Source organism: Thermocoleostomius sinensis A174 (assembly GCF_026802175.1).
Classification (GTDB): Bacteria; Cyanobacteriota; Cyanobacteriia; order Elainellales; family Elainellaceae; genus Thermocoleostomius; species Thermocoleostomius sinensis.
In genome coordinates this window covers 4,910,604-4,929,344 of the sequence record NZ_CP113797.1, presented here as the reverse complement: position 1 = coordinate 4,929,344, position 18,741 = coordinate 4,910,604, and the positions used below count along the sequence as shown (strand labels likewise).

Below are 18,741 nucleotides of genomic sequence, written 5' to 3'. Positions count from 1 at the left end.
TTACCAAGGCAAGCGGCTCCCATTCCAAGAGAAGAACCCTCCACTGTCAGACGAATTTAAATTAGCAATCACATTGAGCAGTTGGGTCACAGTTCGATCGGTGGAAAACAGCTTTTCGGGCGGCACGTTCTTTTGAAATGGTTTAGATAGGCGAGTGTCCGTAGTACCCGGATGCAGCGCTACTACGATCGTATTCGGACTGCGCCGCTGATATTCAATGGCGATCGTTCGAATCAGCATATTGAGGGCGGCTTTGGACGCACGATAGCCATACCATCCGCCCAGTTGATTATCTTCAATACTGCCTAGCTTGGCTGAAATACTGGCAAATACGCTGCGATCGCCGTGCTGAAGCAGCGGCAGTAAATGTTTGGCTAACAGTGCCGTAGCAATACTATTGACTTGAAAATAGCGTAAAAGATGGTCTGCGGTAATCTGTCGCAAGCTTTTTTCAGGTTGCAAGGTTCCCTCATGCAGGATTCCCACACAATTAATCACTAGATGTAACTGGGGGCAAATGGTGAAAATCTGCTCAATGCCTTGCTGAATTTGCGCTTCATCAGTGACGTCCATAGGCAAGCAAATCAAGCGATCGTCTGCATCGTTACTAAGAGCCAATAGCTCGATGGCAGTATCTGCTTGACGATAGGTTGCGTAAAGCTGAAGCGATCGATCGGTTTGTAGCAAGTGTTTGACAAACGCCAAACCAATGCCTCGATTTGCACCCACAATGAATGCGCTACGAAAATTTGTTTGTTCTAAATCAGCGATTGCAGCCATAGCGGTGCGCTCTCTTGTCTTTGAATGCCCTTCATGATAATCGTGATAGACACTAGTGATAGATCGAAGCTGTACTCTGATTCCTCAATCGTTTTTCCCACACAAGGAACTTCAACCCAAAACCCTGGATCAAAAGCCCCTCTCGCAAAGCAGGCGAGAGGGGGTGGGGGAGGGCAGTGCGAGGGTTGTCAGTCAATCAGTCCTCGCCAGAATCATGAATCTACCACAAATTGTTTGCTATGACCTAGTTGCAGTTGGAGAATTAAACAACTGCTGGAGCAGGGACTTCTGAAGGCTTCACTTGCTCTAGATAGGTTTGCAGTTCTTCACCTTCAATCACTTCGGTGTCCAGCAATTTGGTGGCAATCGTCTCCAGCAATTCTCGATTTTGCTGCAAAATGCCTAGCGCTTGCTGATGAGCTTTTTCCACAATGCCTTTCACTTCCTGATCGATCGCTTCTGCCGTTTGTGGACTCACCAATCGACGAGGATTTTGCCCCTCGTTGCCCAGAAAGTTGTTTGGCTGGCCTTGTTGATAGGCGAGTGGTCCCAGCACTTTGCTCATGCCGTAGGTTGTCACCATGCGCTCGGCTAAATCAGTTGCTCGTTGCAAATCATTGGATGCCCCCGTTGTAATACTGCCAAATACAATTTCCTCTGCCGCTCGACCGCCCAGTAGGGTTGCAATTTGCCCATGCAGTTCAGCTTCACTCATCAAGAAGCGATCTTCGGTGGGTAATTGTAAGGTGTACCCCAAGGCGGCCATACCGCGAGGCACGATCGAAATTTTTTCAACTCGATTGGTTCCCGGCATCACAGCCCCAACCATGGCGTGCCCAACTTCGTGATAGGCGACGATTTTCTTCTCTTTGTCGTTTAAGACGCGGCTCTTTTTCTCGAGTCCGGCCACAACTCGCTCGATCGCTTCAGCAAAGTCTTCTTGGGCTACAGCCGTACGGTTATTGCGAGCAGCGAGCAGGGCTGCTTCGTTGACCAAGTTTGCCAAATCGGCTCCAGCAAATCCCGGTGTCCGAGTCGCAATCGCTTTTAGATCTACGTCGTCACCCAATTTCACTTCTTTGGCGTGGATGTTCAAAATTGCCAAGCGCCCTTGTAAATCGGGACGATCGACCAACACTTGGCGATCGAAACGACCAGGACGCAACAAGGCCGGGTCAAGGGTTTCGGGGCGGTTGGTAGCAGCCAGTACAATCACTGTCTGCTCTCCAGCGCTAAAGCCATCCATCTCGGTCAACAACTGATTGAGGGTTTGTTCTCGTTCGTCGTTGCCGCCGTAGAAGCCGCTCGATGCTCGCGATTTGCCGATCGCATCCAGTTCGTCGATAAAGATAATGCAGGGTGCTTGTTTCTTAGCTTGTTCAAATAAATCACGGACGCGGGAAGACCCCACCCCCACAAATAACTCTACAAACTCAGACCCCGAAATACTGAAGAAAGGAACCCCCGCTTCTCCGGCCACTGCTCGCGCCAATAGCGTCTTTCCGGTTCCGGGAGGGCCAACTAGTAAAACGCCTTTGGGAATGCGCGCCCCAATTTGCAAAAATCGCTGCGGCGTTTTAAGAAAATCAACGATTTCAACTAGCTCGGCTTTGGCTTCTTCAACCCCTGCCACATCCGCGAACGTAATCTTGTCAGAATCTCCCTCAACATAGACCTTGGCACGGCTCTTGCCGATCGACAACACGCCTTGCTGTCCTCCACTGCCTCGGTTCAGGAAAAACTGCCAAACCGCGACAAAGATTAAGGGAGGAATCACCCAGCTTAAGAGGCTCCCAAACCAATTATTTTTTGCAGGGGGAATCGCGGCAAACTCAATGCCATTGTCTTCTAGGCGTTTGGGCAACTCTAGGTCAAAAATGGGGGTGGTTGAGAAAATTTCTCCAGGTTCCCCAGTTTCGGTTTTAACTTGATAACGAATTTCGTCTTGACCGATCGAAACCCGTGCCACTTCTTGATCTTGAACCTGATGAATGAATAAGCTGTAGGGAACTCTTGGAATTGGAGCCGCAAATAAGTTGGGCAAGAAGAGGTTAATCAGCAGAAACACACCCGATACCAACAATAGAATATTCCCAAGCTGGCGAGTGCGACGGGGCTGAGGTTGTTTTTTGATCGCCATTCGTTCAGCGTTCCTTTTTCAAAGATCTGGTTGTGCCCAAGGTTCCAGGAAAAGAAATCTGCCGTTATGCCCATCTCTAAAGGCCCAATTCAGACGACGTCTGTTCACCAGCAGATGCACCGCACCCCACAGCGAAATGTTCGCTATGCTTCTTTACCTGCACACCTTAAAGCTACACACTAATTCTAAATTGTTTACTTCTGTCTCAGAATCGCCACAGATGTACGGTTAACCACCCGCTTGCCAACTCCTCTAGAATGCTATGGGGTGTTGCGTTATACTAATCCTCTAAACTTGGGCTACCCATCATCGCATCTGTAAGGCTATCTAGGGGTTAGTATTACTGGGGCTGAAATTCTGGCAATGGTTTAACTTGCAGCAATTCTTGGCTGAGTGCGGCATGAATGCGTCCGTTGGTGGCCAAAATTCGCCCAGTCTGAATTTGAAATGGGCCGCCATCATAGGCCGTCACCTGTCCCCCTGCTTCTTCCACCAACACCACGCCCGCTGCCATATCCCACGGTGATAACCCGCGTTCCCAAAAGCCATCTAGCCGCCCACAGGCCACATAGGCCAGATCGATCGCTGCTGATCCGCCCCGTCGTACCCCTTGCGTGAGATGGGTGAGATGGCAAAACTCGGCGTAATTATTATCTGCGGTTTCACGCCGATCGTAGGCAAATCCTGTCACCAACAAACTTTGGGCGAGCGCGGCTGTTTGAGAAACGTGCATGGGTTGACGATTGCGTGTAGCTCCCAGTCCTTTGGCGGCTCGAAATAGCTCTTGATGGAACGGAGCAAACACCACTCCCACCGACGGCACACCGCGAATCAATAGCCCGATCGACACACCATAGAAAGGGTATTGATGCGCGTAGTTCGTGGTGCCATCTAGCGGATCGATCGCCCACAGATACTCGGCGGCTTGGTCTCCGAGTTGTCCCGATTCTTCGGCCAAAATGGCGTGGTTAGGAAAATGCCGCTGAATCACCGCCAACACCTGGGCTTCCGATGCTCGATCGGCCTCGGTCAATAAATCTCCCGGTCGTCCCTTCTCCTGAATTGACTCTAGCTTGCCCCAATAAGACTGCAACACGGCTCCACCTGCCAGCGCCGCTTCGGTGGCAATATCAAGAAAAAGTTGTAATGGCTCAATATTCACAAATTTAGACCTTACTCAAGGTAAAAGTATCAAGGCAAAAGGTTCAGACCCCTCTTCTGATGTTTATTGATTCGTCGTTCTCCCAATCTCCGCTGTCCTCAATCATCCTCTAAACGCAGCAGCTTTTCATCAATTTGCTTCAACCGATCGCTAATCACCGTTTCGGATAAAATTCGTTTGCGTAGGGCATCGCTGAGAGCCCCTTTTTCGGCCAGTAGCAACTGTCGGCGCAGGGCATTCATGCGAGAAGGGTCGCCTTGACCGCTGGTAGCTTCAATCACCCAGCGATCGTAGATGTCGCGTAGGGCTTTTTCGGCGCGAGTGATTTGAATTTGGTAAGCCGATCGCATTTCTTCGTAGACTGACTCTGGCAATACGCCCGTTCTTAAGAGAGTATGAAGTTCTTCTTGGGCGGCTTTGGCGCTAATCAATTGAGCCCGCAGTACTTCCGTTTGCCGACGGGCCGGCGATAGCGTAGTGAGGTTAAGCCGTTTGACTAGCCACGGCAAGCTTAAGCCCTGCACCACCAACGAGAGCAACACGGCTCCAAACACAACGGCAATGATGTAGCTGCGGCTAACCAAGGTGAGCGGTAGACTCAGTGCCAAGGCCATTGACAACGAGCCTTTGATATTGCCCAAAAACAACACATGCTGCCAGCGGAGGGGAATGGGACGATCGAACCAACGCAAGATTGCCAGCAAAGGATACACAGCCAAAATTCGCCCAACTTGATAGCAGACGATCGCCAACAGCACCGCCGGCAAGGTTTGCCACAAAATTGTCGGGTTTACTTCCACTCCAATCAGCAGAAAAATGAATGTGTTGACGCCAAATCCGGCATAGTCCCAAAAGCTGTAGAGCGTCACCTGATTAGACGCTGAAACTTGCCGCGACAGTCCCACATTTCCCACCATGAGACCTGCCACCACGACCGCTACTACCCCTGACACGCCCAAAAAATCCCCGACTTGATAAGCGCCTAATGCCAATGCCACCGTTAGCAGAATGCCGCTCAAGTTATCGTCTAGTCGCGCAAATAACCCAGCCCCCAAATAGCCCAATACCAGCCCGACAAAGCTGCCGCCTGCAATCACAATGATCAGTTGTTGAGTGGCTGTCAGCAATGAAAAAGACCCTGTAGTGTGGAAATTCAGGATCAGCGACAATAACACCAGCGCCACCCCATCGTTGAACAAGCTTTCACCTTCTACGATCGTCGTCAGGCGGGAGGGAAGCATCACGTCTTTAAACACGGCAATCACCGAAACCGTGTCTGTAATGGCCAAAATAGCGCCCAACACCAGCGCCGTTGTCCAATCTAGTCCAATCAAAAACTTTAACCCCACGGCACAAACCCCTGAGGCGACGATCACCCCTGGCCCAGCCAATAGCGAAATCGGCTTGACTGTACTGCGCAATCGACTGATATCCGTATTGATGGCGGCTTCAAATAGCAAAATCGGTAGAAATAAATTCAAAATCAGCGCTGAATTTAAGCCAATCCGATTGGGCAGAAAATTGGCGATCGCCAGCCCAGCCAGCACTAATCCGGTGACGTAGGGAATGTGAAACTGCCGGGATAGTAACGCCACTGCCGTTGCCACCAACAGCAAAATGATCCAAGTGGGTACGAAGTCCGCAATACTGCTGTCAGCAGCCAACGGTACGCCGTCTGAACTGATGGCGAACTCGGCGATGAACCCGATGAAAGCAGCACAAATGGACATGGTGACAGAAGGAAAGGGCGGAGTTTGGTAGGGAAAATAGGGGGAGTCGGGAGTCGGGTTTTGAGGGGTTTGGGGGCTAGGCTTGCTTCAGTTGGGCATACTCAAGGCACGATCGCACAAACCGATCTGGAATCTCTGGATTAGCTCCCCAGTGTAAATGAACATAGGAGGCATGAACTTGATGAATTCGCCATCCTTCTAGAGAGAATGAACTCTGGGGATCATAACCCTGAATTTGATAAAGCGGCGCATCTGATTGACCAAGTACGACAGAACGGTGAAATTCGTGCCCCCATGTCACGGTTTCTGGAGCAACAAAGAGGTTGTTTGGTAGTGATACAGCCCGGCGATAGCCCAAGGTGAGGCGCTTTTCCATGCGAGCAATGGTGGGCAGCACCCCCACCATGTCCCACGGGCGATTGTCAAAATCCACTAGTTGCTTAGACAAGTACATCAAGCCACCACATTCAGCGTAGGTGGGCATCCCAGCTTCAATGGCGGCTTTGACGGCTAGCCGGGCGGCTCGATTAGCGCTCAATGGTTGTGCAAATACTTCTGGAAATCCACCGCCCAAATATAATCCATGAATGGGTTGGGGAAATGGCTCTGTCAGTGGACTCCACCATACAAGCGCTGCGCCGAATTGTTGCAGAAGTTCCAGATTGTCGGCGTAGTAGAAGTTAAAGGCGCGATCGTAGGCAATGGCGACTCTGGGGGACTGAGGGGTGGGGAGTGGGGAGTGGGGAATGGGGAGTGAGAAGTAGGGAGCTTGGTTGAATGAGGGTCTGAGGAGGGGCAGGAGGATGTTCCAGTTGAAGCACTGTTTTCCTAGGTCGGCGAAGCGATCGATGAGGGCATCGAGGTCAGGCAATTCGGCGGTGGGAACTAAACCCAGGTGGCGATCGGGAATGGTGATTTCGTCGTGCCGTCGCAAGACACCTAAAATAGGCAATCCAAGTGGTTCCAAGGCGGATTTAAGAACGGCAAGGTGTCGATCGCTGCCCACCCGATTGAGCACTAGCCCGGCAAATTGAAGGCGCGGATCGAAGGTGCAATATCCGTGAACTAGGGCGGCAATCGATCGAGATAGGCGGCTGCAATCGAGGACGAGCAAAATCGGTAAGTTTAATAACCGAGCTATGTGAGCAGTACTGGCGCGATCGTCGGTTCCTGCACCATCGAATAATCCCATTACACCTTCTACCAGGGCATAGTCTACGTTGTGCTGATGGGTGTAAAAACATTGACATACATAGGCTTCGGAGGTCAGCACCGGATCGAGATTGCGGCAGGCACGACGGGTGATGTAGTGATGAAACATGGGGTCGATGTAATCCGGCCCAACCTTAAATGATTGAACAGTGAATTGCTGCCGTTGTAATGCGGCGAGTAACGACAGCGTAACGGTGGTTTTGCCAGCGCCACTCCGTTCTCCTGCAATCACTACAGCCATAACACGACAAATGGAAAAGACAATACAGGTAAAAGCACAATTCGTTCATCAATACTTGAGAAATAGATAAAGTTTAAACACGATTGCTGCCTTCAGAGATGGCTGCGAGTGACAAGAGTTGCTATAACTCAGTCGAGATCCTTTTAAAGTCTTTTACACAAAAACCCTATTTATTTTAGGTTCTCTAAAAAAACAGCTAAGGGTACAAGGAGTTATTCGTGTCACAAACTCAATCAACCATTCTAGTCACAGGCGGTGCAGGATATATCGGTTCTCATGCGGTGCTGTCCCTTCAACAAGCAGGCTATGACGTTGTGGTGCTAGATAATTTGGTTTATGGTCACCGTGAACTCGTTGAAGAGGTTCTGCAAACTAAGCTAATTGTGGGTGACACGAACGATCGACCCTTGCTGGACAATCTCTTTGCCACGCACGAAATTGCGGCCGTCATGCACTTTGCCGCCTATGCCTATGTGGGCGAGTCGGTGGGCAATCCTGCCAAATACTACCGCAATAATGTCACAGGCACACTGACTTTGTTGGAAGCCATGCTGGCAGCTAATATTAAAAAATTTGTGTTCTCCTCTACCTGTGCCACTTACGGTGTTCCCAAAACGGTTCCCATTCCCGAAGAACATCCCCAAGCACCCATCAACCCCTACGGTATGTCTAAGCTAATGGTGGAGCAGATTTTGGCAGACTTTCACACCGCTTACGATTTTAAGTCGGTTTGTTTCCGCTACTTCAATGCGGCTGGGGCCGATCCAGATGGGCGCTTGGGCGAAGATCACAACCCCGAAACCCACCTGATTCCGTTAGTGCTGCAAGCGGCACTGGGTAAGCGTGATTCGATTTCGGTGTTTGGTACAGACTATCCCACGCCTGATGGGACCTGCATCCGCGATTATATTCACGTCAACGACTTGGCTACTGCCCATGTTTTAGGACTCAACTACCTATTCAGCGGTGGCGATAGTCAAGTCTTTAATTTGGGCAACGGTAATGGCTTCTCGGTCAGAGAAGTGATTGAAATGGCCAAAGAAGTCACCGGACGAGATATTAAAGTTGTCGAGTGCGATCGGCGTCCTGGAGATCCGCCTGCACTGGTGGGCAGCAGCGACAAAGCCAAAGACATGCTAGGTTGGCAATCGCAATATGCCGACCTGCGGCAAATCATTACCCACGCTTGGAACTGGCATCAACAACGACACGGGTAAGGAAAGGATTAAGGATGAAAAGGACGTTTCGCAAAACACCCCTACGAAATCTGTCAGGCTAATTCTAGGAATTGGTATCACTCTCCCTTTCCCTCCGATCGAGTTCCGACAGCAGCAACGGCTACACCGCTGAGAATGACCAGTGCACCAAGGACGACAGTCCAGCCTGGAGTTTCCCGAAAGATGATCATGCCCAAGATGCTGGCGCCGATCGGTTCTGCCAGGATAGTAAGGGTAACAAGGGTGGGTGAAATCCAACGCACGGCCCAATTGAAGCTGGTGTGACCAACTAGCTGCGGAAACAGGGCCATCAGTAAAATAGCTAGGTAAACCTGAACGGAATATCCGGTGTAGCCAGTGCTAAATAAGAATGGCAGCGGTAACAACACAATCGCCGCTGTGGCATAGGCAACGGCAACATGGTTGCCAATTCCCAATCCGCGTTGTTGGGCTTCTCGTCCAATCAGGAAATAGAAACTGACGGCGATTGAACCAAGCAGGGCTAGCCCGTTTCCCAATAGGGGATTACTGCCCACGTCATCACTACCACCGCCGATCGCCACCAGCAAACTACCCACTAGCGCTAGAGCAATGCCACTACTGGTTGTCCAGCTTGGCTTTTCGCGAAACCATATCCAAGAGATTAGCGCCACCCAAACTGGATTAGTGGTGACAAGGGTCGCTGAGGCCACGATCGAGGTGTAAGCTAATGACGTAATCCAGGCGGCAAAGTGTACGGCTAAAAATACGCCGGCAATGGCTGAATAAATCAAGGCCGATCGTGACGAGGGCGTAACGTGCAAGGTTCGCCAAGTTGGCAACAAAAATAAGGCTGCCAAGGTTAGGCGAGAGGCCGCTAACACCAAGCTAAAGCCAACGTCAGCACTGTCCACTGCTGCAAACGCTAGCCGAATAAAAATTGCCGCCGTTGAAACTGATAGAATTCCAGCAGTTAAAATCAGCCAAATTTGCCAGGTAGCTGGTCTAGACGATGCATTCATGAGTGCTTGTTCGCGAGTCTATTTCGATGTTGTTGCTTCCTTCAAATCATCCTGCAAATTTGAATTTCCGTATGAGGATTCAGTAAACCATCCGGTTACAGCTACCCAACCACCCTGGAACCATTTAAAAATCTTAAAGACAGTCCAGCGTAATTCCATGTGACCTCCGTGCATCACCCACTGTGCTACTCCCTTGTTGTCCATTGCCTGATTACAATTCATTCTCCCCCTTGACCCTTCTGCGTTTTGGGCCAGTTTCGTTGAATAGCTAGCTTCTGGTGACTCATTCGATTCGATCGCTGCTGTGGAGGGGGAACAATGTCTTCATTACAAAAACTTGCTGTTCGAGGCGCACTCTGGACGTTTGTAGGATATGGCTCTGGTCAGGTTTTGCGACTGATTGGAAACTTGATCCTGACTCGCCTCTTGGTTCCAGAGATGTTCGGTTTGATGGCGCTGGTGCAAACATTCATCACCGGATTGAATTTGTTTTCCGATATTGGTATTCGTCCCAGCATCATTCAAAACAAGCGAGGAGATGATCCCGTATTTTTGAATACTGCCTGGACGATGCAGGTGATGCGGGGTTTGCTGCTTTGGGTTGGTTGCTTTTTGATTGCACTGCCCGTGTCAAACTTTTATGGCGACTCGCGGCTGCTGTGGTTGGTGCCGATCGTAGGAACAACCGTTGCCATCGATGGCTTTAACTCTACGTCGCTGGCGTTGCTCAGTCGTAAGGTGGCGATTGCCAAGCTCACGGTTTTTGAGATTACTATTCAAAGCCTGGCATTGGGCGTGATGACTTTGTGGGCTTTCTTTCGACAAACCATTTGGGCATTGGTGGGCGGCAATTTAATCTCAAGCTTTTGCAAATTAATTTGGAGTCACCGTCTAGAACCCAGGATGCCGCATCGGTTCACGTGGGACAAAGATGCCGTTCATGATCTCACAACCTTTGGGCGTTGGATCTTTTTATCGACCGCAATGACGTTTCTGGCCCAACAATCCGATCGCCTAATTTTGGGCCGGTTGCTTTCGTTGGAAATGCTTGGCGTCTACACGATCGCATTTACGTTTTCGTTCATTCCAAACTCTGTCATTGTTGCCATCAACAGTAAAGTGATTTTTCCGGTGGTTTCGAAACGGGCCGATTTGCCCCGACCAGAACTGCGAGCAAAAATTCTGCAAAAGCGATGGTTGCTGTTGGTAGCGCTGGCAGTAGGCATTGCCCTACTTGGGAGCTTTGGGGATCTGGTAATCGTGAATCTATATGACGAGCGCTACCATGCGGCTGCCTGGATGCTGGCAATTCTGGCCTTGGGGAATTGGCCCTCTGCCATTTCGCTGACGATTAACTCATCCCTGCTAGCGATTGGTAAACCCATTTATGGGGCCATTGGCTACTGCTTGAAATTCATCTATATGCTCCTGGCAGTTCCGCTTGCCTTTTCACAATTGGGTGTGTTTGGAGCAATTCTCACTATTGCATTCAATGACCTACCTTTCTATGCCGCGATCGGCTATGGCGCTTGGCGCGAGCAGCTAACCACAACCCGACAAGATTTGCTGGCCACCTTGCTGCTGCTGGGATTGGTGGTGCTGTTGGTGGGAGGGCGCTACTGGCTGGGATGGGGGCTACCAATCGATCGACTCTGGCAATGATCTGGCGATCATCTAAACACCCCATTGCATTCTGGCCGATCGCTTCATAAGATCTGGTAGCCTGCTCTTGGTTTTGGGCCTCAGACAGCATGACTTTTGGGCAAAAAGTAGCCTCCTGGCAAAAACTCCTCGATCTGCCTTATCTACGACGGGTGCTAGTCGCTGCGATTCTGTTTTGGGCGATTGGCTGTGTGCTGGTGCTGCAACGGTACTATAACTTTTACCCCACCTACGTTTCGTTTGATCAAGGCATTTTTAATCAAGTGTTTTGGAACAATCTGCACGGGCGCTGGTTTGAAGGGTCGCTCTCTTCTACCGAATCGGTGGCGGTGATACAGGGCGACGTTCCCGATGTCGCTTATCATCGACTGGGTCAACATTTCACCCCTGCGCTGCTGCTGTGGTTGCCTTGGTATGCACTGTTTCCATCCCCGTCTGGGTTGTCTGTGTTGCAAGTGACGCTGGTAGCGATCGCTGGCTTGGTGTTGTATGCTTTGGCACGGCACTATCACCCCCCTCAGCTTTCTGCCTGGATTGCCGTCAGTTACTATGCCGCGATTGCTGTCATCAGTCCTACCCTGGCTAACTTTCACGACATTTGCCAAATTCCGCTCTATATTTTTGGGTTACTGTTGGCGCTGGAGAAACGGCAGTGGTGGCTAGTAGGAGTGTTGGCGGTACTGACACTGTTGGTGCGCGAAGACAGTGGCGTGGTGCTATTTGGCGTGGGATTCTACCTCCTGGTCAGTCGGCGCTTCCCCTGGCTGGGGGTGGGGCTATGTGCCCTCAGCTTGGGATACATGCTCGCTGTTACCAACCTGATTATGCCGTTGTTTTCCACCGATGTTTCGCAGCGGTTCATGATCGAAGAATTTGGCCAATTTGTAGACGGAGACGAAGCCTCGACACTCGATGTACTAATCGGAATTCTCACCAATCCGAGGCGATTAATCATAGAAGTGGTCACGCCGTTCGATCGCACCCTGCGCTACTTGTTGGGACAGTGGGTGCCGCTGGCATTTGTCACAGTCATTTCCCCTAGCGCTTGGGCCCTAGCTGGCTTTCCTACTCTGAAAATTTTGATTCAGCAGCAAGATATTACAGCGTTATCGCTGCACCTACGCTACGCCATGACCCTAGTCCCTGGTCTGTTTTATGGTGCAATTCTCTGGTGGTCAACTCATACTCAGTGGTTCGATCGTCGCGTTCGACGGGTTTGGGCTATTTGCATCATTCTGTCGCTATTTTTTACGATTACAGCGAACCCTAACCGCACCCTATCGTGGTTGATTCCCGATTCGTTTCGACCCTGGGTGTACGTGTCGCCACCGCGTCAATGGCAGCACAGCCAAGCAATTCGATCGCTCCTGGCTCAAATTCCCCCAGGTGCCAGCGTCACCGCGACCGATCACATCGTGGCGCATGTGTCTAACCGTCGGGAAGTGTTGCGCTTTCCTCGGTTACGGCTGCGCAATGACCAAAACAAGACCGTGCGAATGCAGTACGCGATCGCCGACTTGTGGTATCTCCAGCAGTATGAACCTGCCTTTGCCGATTATCGGCAGAGCCTTGTAGTGGCGATTGAGCAGGTCGATCGCATCCTGGACCGGCAGTATGGGTTGATTGCCTTAAACGATGGAGTTTTATTGTTACAAGATAAAACCCCCTCAAATCCAGAGGTCCTTAACAACTGGCTCACCTACCGTCAAGAGCTACAGCAAGCGATCGAAGCTCACCTCAATGCGACAAGCGATCGATCATGAGCTTTTCACTCAGCCGACCCAGGGGACTCCCCTTCCTATGCTTCAAGCTGCAACGGCTTGAAACCATGCTTTTGTGAGACCTGCCCAATCAAATCCATCTTTTCTAGGGTAATTTGATTGCGTCCCCAGGAAAAATTAGTGTATAGCTTTTCAAACTCCAATAGCATCGACTCAGCAAAACAGGCGAAAAGCTGACGAGCCGGCACATCCATGTTAACAATCTTCATGATGCGCCAATCAATATCAAGCGAGTGCTCAACAATGCCACCATTTAGCACATAAACACCTGGATACTTCACCGTCTTGGCCAAATTCTTGGGATAGCCACCATCGATCAATAAACAGGGCTGCTTCAAACGAGTTGGATCAATTTCGACGCCCTTGGGCATACTAGCTACCCAAACAATAATGTCAGCCTGGGGTAATGCCTCTTCCAGGGCCATCACCTTCCCCCGCCCCAACTCCTGTTGTAGGGACTGGAGCCGCTCTTGGTTACGGGCAATCAACAGCAGTTCTTGCACATCAGTCCGAGCATTTAGCCAACGACAAATAGCGCTGCCAATATCGCCTGTGGCTCCACAGATAGCAACCGTTGCATCCGAGAGGTTCATTCCAAGCTGTTTAGAAACCTGCTCCACTTGCCGACAGATAATATAAGCCGTGTGCGTATTGCCAGTGGTAAACCGTTCAAACTCTAGCTTAATGTTGCGAACTTGTTGAATTTGCTGAAGGTTAAAGTTCTCAAAAATAATCGACGAGAAACCACCCAATGCTGTGATATTGATTCCGTGCTTTTGTGCATGGGCCATAGCATTGACAATCTTGCGGGTAGCCGCTTTAATGCGCCGACTTGCCAGCATTTCAGGCAGAAAACACGACTCAACATAGCGACCTTCAATCTGTTGACCAGTGGTGCTAGTGACTTTAATGGTGTCAACGATTTGTGGTGGAGCACTGCACCAAAAATCTAGTCCTTGATCAGCATATTCTGGATAACCTAACTCCCTAGCAACGGACTGGGCGTGTTCAAGACTTGTAAGATGACCGATTAAACCAAACATGTACAGCGATAATGATTGTGCCTGAATGGGAATGACAGTCGGTGAAGCATAAGCTCAGAACTGAGCACTTTCAAAAATACTACACAAAATGGAACAAAGGCTTAGGCATGGGGACAGATTTACGAAACGCACAAAGTTTATTCAGCAGAACTTGTTAAAACAGTAATCCTTGGGAGATTTCCCAAGTTGAAATTCCCACCGATCGTAGAAAAATTGATGGTATGAACCTGAGCTTTACCAGCGATGGCTCGATCAATGGAACTCGATCGATGGAACTTGATCAATGGGTAATGACTAGTTTGCCCCAATATACAATGGGAGACTCAACTAGTAGTGTGCTAATAAGCAATTCAGTCTTTATACCGCCACCTATAGCATTTAAGTTTCATTACCTCCGTGGGTCTCTACGTAAGGATTTCTTCACCTTAATTTAATATTCTAGATTAAATTTTCTTAATTAAGAAGAATAACCAAATCTAAAACTTGATTACAAGATAGTGGTGAGGGTATCGATCGCCTAGGCAACAGGTGGTAGGGTGAGGAACGATAGAAATCACTGATTGTCGAAAAGCGCCGATACAGTAACCCATGTACGATAAACGTCCTAAAAGAGACTGGCTCAGTGCAGTTATCACTGCTGCTTTGGGTGCAGGAGCCGTAACCTATTTTGCCGTTAGCCAAGGTCAACATCCTCTGTTGGCGCTTGGCATTACAGCGTTTGCAACCGTGGCGGCCTTGTTGGTAGAAGAGTGCTTGCAGTTGTTGAAGTGAAAGTTGTTGAAGTGAGCAACTAGATTTAAAGGATTAAAGCGCATTGATAAATGACCGTTTAGCTCACTAAATGAATAGCTCAAATTGATTATAAAAGCCAGTTCTTGAGTAGGACTGGTTTTTTATTATGTTTTACTTCGTTGCACTTTGTGGTGAAAACCAACAGTTTGCACAAAGTAAATGAATCGAATAATTCAATAAAACTATATGAACGTTTTTGAATAAATTGTTATGAATTAACACTACGAAATGAAACAAAATGAATCGGCAATTACTACGATCGAAATACATTCGCTCATGAGGTTAATGAGGATTAGCAATCCATAAAACAAGCTAAAGATATGTCTTGACAACGCTGAAGCCATTTACGATGCAGGAACTTGCAACCTTAGCGGTGGAACGTTACGATTGTCGATCAATCAGGGCGTTCTATTATCACTGGTTAAGCTTCAATTCAAGCAATTCAAGCAATTATTATGTTGCATTGAGTAGTTGGATGAAACTGGATGTGCCAAGGGTGACGTGCGTAACATAACAGTAGTTGTCATGTGTATTGACATGATTTAACGATAGAAGCTTGCAGTATTTTGGAACGAAGATTGGTTCAGGAACGATTCTTCAAAACGATAGGTTTCTAGTGAATTTCGATAGGAGTTTTCATGACAGCAACGGTTGAACCACAGACCAGTAACCTGTCTGCCGAAGCAGGATCTAAGACAGTCCTTAGTGTTGGAATTCCCAAGGAAATTATTCCAGGTGAATGTCGAGTGGCAGCAACGCCCGACACGGCTAAACTGTTGCAGAAGATGGGGTTTCATGTGCTCATTGAACGAGATGCCGGAATCGCTGCCAATTTTCCCAATGAAGCTTATCAACAAGCGGGGTGTGAAGTCGTGGATGATGTGGAAGCACTATGGCACACTGCCGATATTGTGCTAAAGGTACGATCGCCCGAATTCCATCCTCACCTCAACAAGTCTGAAGTCGATCTGGTGCATGAAGGGCAAACCCTCATAAGTTTTATCTATCCAGCGCAAAATCCGCAGCTGTTGGAAACGCTTGCGGCCCGCAAAGTCACGGTGCTGGCAATGGATGCTGTACCCCGCATCAGTCGCGCTCAGAAAATGGATGCGCTGAGTTCGATGGCTAATATTGCGGGATATCGTGCAGTCATTGAGGCGGCCAACCAGTTTGGGCGATTCTTCACCGGGCAAATTACGGCGGCTGGGAAAGTGCCACCTGCTAAAGTTCTGGTGATTGGTGCAGGAGTGGCAGGTTTGGCGGCGATTGGAGCGGCCAGAGGGCTGGGGGCGATCGTGCGGGCATTTGACACTCGCCTAGTCGTCAAAGAGCAGGTACAGAGTTTAGGAGCAGAATTCCTGGAGCTTCAGTTCGCCGAAGATGGTTCTGGGGAAGGCGGCTATGCCAAAACCATGAGCGATGAATTTATTCAGGCAGAAATGGCATTGTTTGCCGATCAAGCTAAAGAAGTAGACATCATCATTACCACAGCGCTGATTCCTGGTAAAAAAGCCCCGATTCTCATCACCCGTCAGATGGTGGAAACTATGAAGGAAGGTTCGGTGATTGTGGACATGGCTGCTGAACAAGGTGGCAACTGTGAAGTCACCCGTCCTGGCGACGTGTATCGCTATCATGGCGTCACTGTAATTGGATTCACCGATTTGCCTAGTCGGATGGCGACCCAGTCGAGTCAACTGTACGGCACAAACTTATGCCATTTGCTTAAAGATATGGGCGGCTCGGAAAACTTCAAGGTTGATCTCACCGATGAAGTTGTGCGGGGTGCGCTCGTCTCCCATAATGGCGCAATTACCTATCCCCCTCCCAAACCTGCGGCTGCTCCAGCTAAATCCGCTTCCCAACCTGCCACCGCTGCACCACCCACGCCCGAAACACCTCCTTCTAGGAATTCAGTAACCACCCTATTAATGCCAGCTTTAATTGGGGCTGCGTTGTTGGGAATTGGTCTCACGGCTCCTCCGTCCTTCTTGTCCCATTTCACCGTGTTTGTCTTGGCTTGCTTCGTTGGTTGGCAGGTGATTTGGAACGTGAAGCCAGCGCTGCACACCCCCCTAATGAGCGTCACCAACGCCATCAGCGGCATCATTATTATTGGTGGCATGTTGCAAATTTCTGGCTCGCTTACCTCTGCTACAACGATTTTGGGTGCGATCGCCATTCTGATTGGCACGATCAACATTGCAGGCGGTTTTCTGGTGACACAGCGCATGTTGAAAATGTTTCAGAAATAAGCGGATTGGAGGTTAGGGATTGGAGATTCAGTAAAACTTCGAATGGTAGACAACACCGACCCAATCCATTCCCCTATTATTTCCCACCCCCACTACCCATTACCTATTACCCATTACCCATTACCCTCTAAACCTAAACAGAAAACATGTCCAGCAACCTTTTAACCGTCGCTTATATTGCGGCGAGCGCCTTGTTCATCCTTAGCTTGGGCGGATTGTCAGATCAAGAAACAGCCCGTAAAGGCAATCTATATGGCATTCTCGGCATGGTAATTGCGGTTGGGGCTACGGCCTTGACTAGCGTTATGGGCGGAGGCTATGCCATCCTGGGTGCGGCGGTCATTCCGGGTGTCGTGATTGGGGCGATTGTCGCGTCTCGCGTGGCAATGACCTCGATGCCGGAACTAGTGGCAGTTTTGCATAGTTTTGTTGGAGCCGCAGCAGTGCTGGTGGGCATTGCGAACCATCTCCAATCGGGGCAACCTCTGGTTGGGGCAGAAGAAACCATCCACAAACTAGAAATTTTCATTGGTGTCTTCATTGGGGCAGTGACCTTTACTGGGTCGCTCATTGCCTTCGGAAAACTGCGGACGATTCTGCCCAGTAAACCACTATTGCTACCGGCTCGCCATGCGCTGAATTTAGGGCTATTGGCGGTGTCGGTATGGTTGGGTGTGTTGTTTATGGGGGCAGAAAACTCAGATGGACTGTTGCCACTCCTGATCATGACGGGATTGGCGGCCCTATTGGGTGTTCATCTGATTTTGGCGATCGGTGGGGCTGATATGCCTGTTGTAATCTCAATGCTCAACAGCTATTCCGGGTGGTCCGCCGCCGCTGCCGGGTTCATGTTGTCTAATGATCTCTTGATTATTACGGGTGCCCTAGTAGGCAGCAGTGGCGCCATTCTTAGCTACATCATGTGTCGAGCCATGAATCGTCATTTTCTCAGCGTGATTTTAGGTGGATTTGGTGCGGGGAGTGGAACCGGAAACCAGGGTAGTCGTCCCACGGGTGAAGCAACGTCAACGACCGTCGAAGACACGATCGATCTACTGCTAAATGCGCAAAGCGTGATTATTACGCCGGGCTATGGCATGGCAGTGGCACAAGCCCAGCATTCAGTCTCAGAAATTACAAAAGTGTTGCGTCAGCGAGGCGTTGAGGTGCGGTTTGGCATTCATCCAGTCGCAGGTCGCTTGCCGGGGCATATGAATGTGCTACTAGCAGAGGCAAATGTGCCCTATGACATTGTTTTAGAAATGGACGAGATTAACGATGACTTTCCGAAAACTGATGTGGTGTTGGTCATTGGAGCCAATGACACGGTCAACCCCAGCGCCCTAGAAGACCCCAGTAGCCCGATCGCCGGAATGCCTGTTTTGGAAGTGTGGAAAGCTAACACCGTGATTGTGATGAAACGCAGCATGGCCAGTGGCTATGCCGGAGTAGAAAACCCACTGTTTTATAAAGACAATACGCGCATGTTGTTTGGCGATGCCAAGAAAAATCTAGACGCCATTCTCAGTCAATTATCTCAGCAGGACGATCGGGTTACATCACCTGTGTTGGCAGTTTCGACTCGTTAACGTACCTAGTTCCGTGCAATTGCATAAGGGCATGTCACGGTTGGTCGAACCCTCATTCCCCATCCCCTGCTTCCAAGCAAGGAGAAAGGGAGTCAGATTGCTTTATCGCCCTTCATGCCCAGAAAGCACCCAACGC

General features: G+C 49.7%; 13 protein-coding genes. 6 read left to right on the top strand and 7 right to left on the bottom strand.

The window, feature by feature from the left end; genetic code table 11:
* The 5 genes from OXH18_RS21215 to OXH18_RS21195 form a co-directional block, all read right to left on the bottom strand.
* Window positions 1–780 carry an SDR family NAD(P)-dependent oxidoreductase gene (locus OXH18_RS21215; protein WP_268609459.1) on the bottom strand — a complete coding sequence of 260 codons (780 nt, stop codon included), beginning with the start codon at window positions 778–780 and terminating at the stop codon, window positions 1–3.
* 262 nt (window positions 781–1,042) lie between these two features.
* Window positions 1,043–2,920 carry an ATP-dependent zinc metalloprotease FtsH4 gene (gene ftsH4, locus OXH18_RS21210; RefSeq protein ID WP_268609458.1) on the bottom strand — a complete coding sequence of 626 codons (1,878 nt, stop codon included), beginning with the start codon at window positions 2,918–2,920 and terminating at the stop codon, window positions 1,043–1,045.
* Between the two features lie 340 nt (window positions 2,921–3,260).
* On the bottom strand, window positions 3,261–4,082 hold the full coding sequence (locus OXH18_RS21205; protein ID WP_268609457.1) for an inositol monophosphatase family protein: 822 nt from the start codon (window positions 4,080–4,082) through the stop codon (window positions 3,261–3,263).
* A gap of 98 nt (window positions 4,083–4,180) precedes the next feature.
* Window positions 4,181–5,812, bottom strand: a complete 1,632-nt coding sequence (locus OXH18_RS21200) for a cation:proton antiporter (protein WP_268609456.1) — start codon at window positions 5,810–5,812, stop codon at window positions 4,181–4,183.
* A 76-nt stretch (window positions 5,813–5,888) separates the two neighbouring features.
* Window positions 5,889–7,265 (bottom strand): cobyrinate a,c-diamide synthase, encoded by a 1,377-nt coding sequence (locus tag OXH18_RS21195; protein WP_268609455.1) that lies wholly within the window; start codon window positions 7,263–7,265, stop codon window positions 5,889–5,891.
* A 218-nt stretch (window positions 7,266–7,483) separates the two neighbouring features.
* Between OXH18_RS21195 and galE the strand changes: the two genes are divergently transcribed.
* The gene (gene galE, locus OXH18_RS21190) at window positions 7,484–8,482 is read left to right on the top strand and encodes a UDP-glucose 4-epimerase GalE (RefSeq protein ID WP_268609454.1); all 999 of its coding nucleotides are present in this window, start codon (window positions 7,484–7,486) and stop codon (window positions 8,480–8,482) included.
* A gap of 77 nt (window positions 8,483–8,559) precedes the next feature.
* On the opposite strand, the gene OXH18_RS21185 is transcribed toward galE, so the two are convergent.
* The gene (locus OXH18_RS21185) at window positions 8,560–9,483 is read right to left on the bottom strand and encodes a DMT family transporter (protein ID WP_268609453.1); all 924 of its coding nucleotides are present in this window, start codon (window positions 9,481–9,483) and stop codon (window positions 8,560–8,562) included.
* Window positions 9,484–9,801: 318 nt separating this feature from the next.
* Between OXH18_RS21185 and OXH18_RS21180 the strand changes: the two genes are divergently transcribed.
* Both OXH18_RS21180 and OXH18_RS21175 read left to right on the top strand, forming a co-directional pair.
* The gene (locus OXH18_RS21180; protein WP_268609452.1) at window positions 9,802–11,145 is read left to right on the top strand and encodes an oligosaccharide flippase family protein; all 1,344 of its coding nucleotides are present in this window, start codon (window positions 9,802–9,804) and stop codon (window positions 11,143–11,145) included.
* 89 nt (window positions 11,146–11,234) lie between these two features.
* Window positions 11,235–12,908 (top strand): DUF2079 domain-containing protein, encoded by a 1,674-nt coding sequence (locus OXH18_RS21175; protein ID WP_268609451.1) that lies wholly within the window; start codon window positions 11,235–11,237, stop codon window positions 12,906–12,908.
* A gap of 35 nt (window positions 12,909–12,943) precedes the next feature.
* Here the strand turns inward: OXH18_RS21175 and OXH18_RS21170 are convergent, their stop codons facing one another.
* Complete coding sequence (locus OXH18_RS21170; RefSeq protein WP_268609450.1) at window positions 12,944–13,969, bottom strand: long-chain acyl-[acyl-carrier-protein] reductase; 1,026 nt, start codon at window positions 13,967–13,969, stop codon at window positions 12,944–12,946.
* Window positions 13,970–14,557: 588 nt separating this feature from the next.
* Here OXH18_RS21170 and OXH18_RS21165 point away from each other — a divergent pair.
* From OXH18_RS21165 to pntB, 3 genes are all read left to right on the top strand, one after another.
* Window positions 14,558–14,740, top strand: a complete 183-nt coding sequence (locus OXH18_RS21165; RefSeq protein ID WP_268609449.1) for a hypothetical protein — start codon at window positions 14,558–14,560, stop codon at window positions 14,738–14,740.
* Window positions 14,741–15,399: 659 nt separating this feature from the next.
* The gene (pntA, locus tag OXH18_RS21160) at window positions 15,400–17,016 is read left to right on the top strand and encodes a Re/Si-specific NAD(P)(+) transhydrogenase subunit alpha (protein ID WP_268609448.1); all 1,617 of its coding nucleotides are present in this window, start codon (window positions 15,400–15,402) and stop codon (window positions 17,014–17,016) included.
* Window positions 17,017–17,162: 146 nt separating this feature from the next.
* Window positions 17,163–18,605, top strand: a complete 1,443-nt coding sequence (gene pntB, locus OXH18_RS21155) for a Re/Si-specific NAD(P)(+) transhydrogenase subunit beta (protein WP_268609447.1) — start codon at window positions 17,163–17,165, stop codon at window positions 18,603–18,605.
* The last annotated feature ends 136 nt before the right edge of the window (window positions 18,606–18,741 follow it).

Bases quoted from the DNA above. Each gene is read 5' to 3' on its own strand.
- OXH18_RS21215 (WP_268609459.1), bottom strand. From the start codon at position 780: ATGGCTGCAATCGCTGATTTAGAACAAACAAATTTTCGTAGCGCATTC.
- ftsH4 (WP_268609458.1), bottom strand. From the start codon at position 2,920: ATGGCGATCAAAAAACAACCTCAGCCCCGTCGCACTCGCCAGCTTGGG.
- OXH18_RS21200 (WP_268609456.1), bottom strand. From the start codon at position 5,812: ATGTCCATTTGTGCTGCTTTCATCGGGTTCATCGCCGAGTTCGCCATC.
- OXH18_RS21195 (WP_268609455.1), bottom strand. From the start codon at position 7,265: ATGGCTGTAGTGATTGCAGGAGAACGGAGTGGCGCTGGCAAAACCACC.
- OXH18_RS21185 (WP_268609453.1), bottom strand. From the start codon at position 9,483: ATGAATGCATCGTCTAGACCAGCTACCTGGCAAATTTGGCTGATTTTA.
- OXH18_RS21180 (WP_268609452.1), top strand. From the start codon at position 9,802: ATGTCTTCATTACAAAAACTTGCTGTTCGAGGCGCACTCTGGACGTTT.
- OXH18_RS21175 (WP_268609451.1), top strand. From the start codon at position 11,235: ATGACTTTTGGGCAAAAAGTAGCCTCCTGGCAAAAACTCCTCGATCTG.
- OXH18_RS21170 (WP_268609450.1), bottom strand. From the start codon at position 13,969: ATGTTTGGTTTAATCGGTCATCTTACAAGTCTTGAACACGCCCAGTCC.
- OXH18_RS21165 (WP_268609449.1), top strand. From the start codon at position 14,558: ATGTACGATAAACGTCCTAAAAGAGACTGGCTCAGTGCAGTTATCACT.
- pntA (WP_268609448.1), top strand. From the start codon at position 15,400: ATGACAGCAACGGTTGAACCACAGACCAGTAACCTGTCTGCCGAAGCA.
- pntB (WP_268609447.1), top strand. From the start codon at position 17,163: ATGTCCAGCAACCTTTTAACCGTCGCTTATATTGCGGCGAGCGCCTTG.